The sequence below is a fragment of the Pseudonocardia bannensis genome (assembly GCF_012911875.1).
Taxonomy (GTDB): domain Bacteria; phylum Actinomycetota; class Actinomycetes; order Mycobacteriales; family Pseudonocardiaceae; genus Pseudonocardia; species Pseudonocardia bannensis.
Window position 1 is genome coordinate 1 of the sequence record NZ_JAAXKZ010000263.1, and the last position, 1,316, is coordinate 1,316.

Genomic DNA, 1,316 nt, shown 5'->3' on the forward strand with positions numbered 1-1,316 from the left:
CCCGGCGCTCCACGACGGCCACGACTGCTGAATTGGGAACCGCGAAATCGATCGCCGTGTAGGGCAACGACAGCGAGGCCGTCTACGAGAATTATCCGGAGACGGGAGAGCCTGTGGATCGCATCTGGGCAGGAATCGATATCGGTAAGGAGCACCACCACTGTGTCGTGATCGACTGCGACGGGAAGCGCCTGTTGTCACGGCGGGTCGCCAACGACGAAACCGAGTTGTTGGCGCTTGTCGCCGACGTCTCCGCCCTCGGAAACGAGGTGACCTGGACAGTCGATGTCGTCGATGGCGGGGCCGCGCTGATGCTGGCCATCCTGCTCGGTCACGACCAGGGCGTGCTCTACTTGTCCGGCCGGGCCGTCCACCGCGCCGCGGCCGGCTACCGCGGCGAAGGCAAGTCGGACGCCCGCGATGCGGCGATCATCGCCGACCAAGCCCGCATGCGTCGCGACCTCACACCGATCCGTCCCGGGGACGAGATCACCGTCGAGCTGAAGATGTTGACCGCGCGCCGCGCCGACCTGGTGGCCGACCGCACCCGCGCCGTCAACCGGCTGCGTGAGCAGCTCCTGGGCCTGTTCCCCGCGTTGGAGCGCAGCTTCGACTACATCCACTGCAAGGGCGCGCTGACGCTCCTGACCGGCTATCAGACCCCCGCCGCGATCCGCCGCTCGGGCCTCACGCGCCTCGAGCGCTGGCTGGCCACGCGCAAGACCCGCAATGCCCACACGCTGGCCCGACGCGCGGTCGAGGCCGCGGCCAGCCAGCGCACCACCCTGCCCGGCGAGACAGTCGCCGCGCAGATGGTCCAGACGCTGGCCACCGAGGTGCTGGCGCTCCACGACAAGATCGCCGAAATCGACAAGCTCATCGAGAGCCGGTTTCAGCAGCACCCGAACGCGGCAATAATTCAGAGCCTCCCCGGGTTCGGGCCACTGCTCGGTGCCGAGTTCCTCGCCATCACCGGGGGCGACATGACCTGCTTCGGCACACCGGACCGACTCGCCGGCATGGCCGGGCTCGCACCCGTACCACGCGACTCCGGCCGCGTCAGCGGTAACCTCCACCGCCCGAAGAGATACCACCGAGGCCTGCAACGCGTCTTCTACTACTCGGCCATGAACAGCATCCGCTGGAGCGACGAGTCACAACGCTTCTATGCACGTAAACGCGCAGAAGGCAAACGACACACCCACGCAGTCCTCGCCCTCGCCCGACGGCGAGTCAACGTGCTCTGGGCGATGCTGCGCGACCAACGCCCCTACCAGGCCGCCCCGGTCACGACTTGACAAGATCATTGGGAAGCC

1 protein-coding gene is annotated in these 1,316 nt (G+C 67.4%); it reads left to right on the top strand.

The window, feature by feature from the left end; all coding sequences use genetic code 11:
• Nucleotides 1-113: 113 nt before the first annotated feature.
• Nucleotides 114-1,298, top strand: a complete 1,185-nt coding sequence (locus HF519_RS30080) for an IS110 family RNA-guided transposase (RefSeq protein ID WP_169416323.1) — start codon at nt 114-116, stop codon at nt 1,296-1,298.
• The last annotated feature ends 18 nt before the right edge of the window (nt 1,299-1,316 follow it).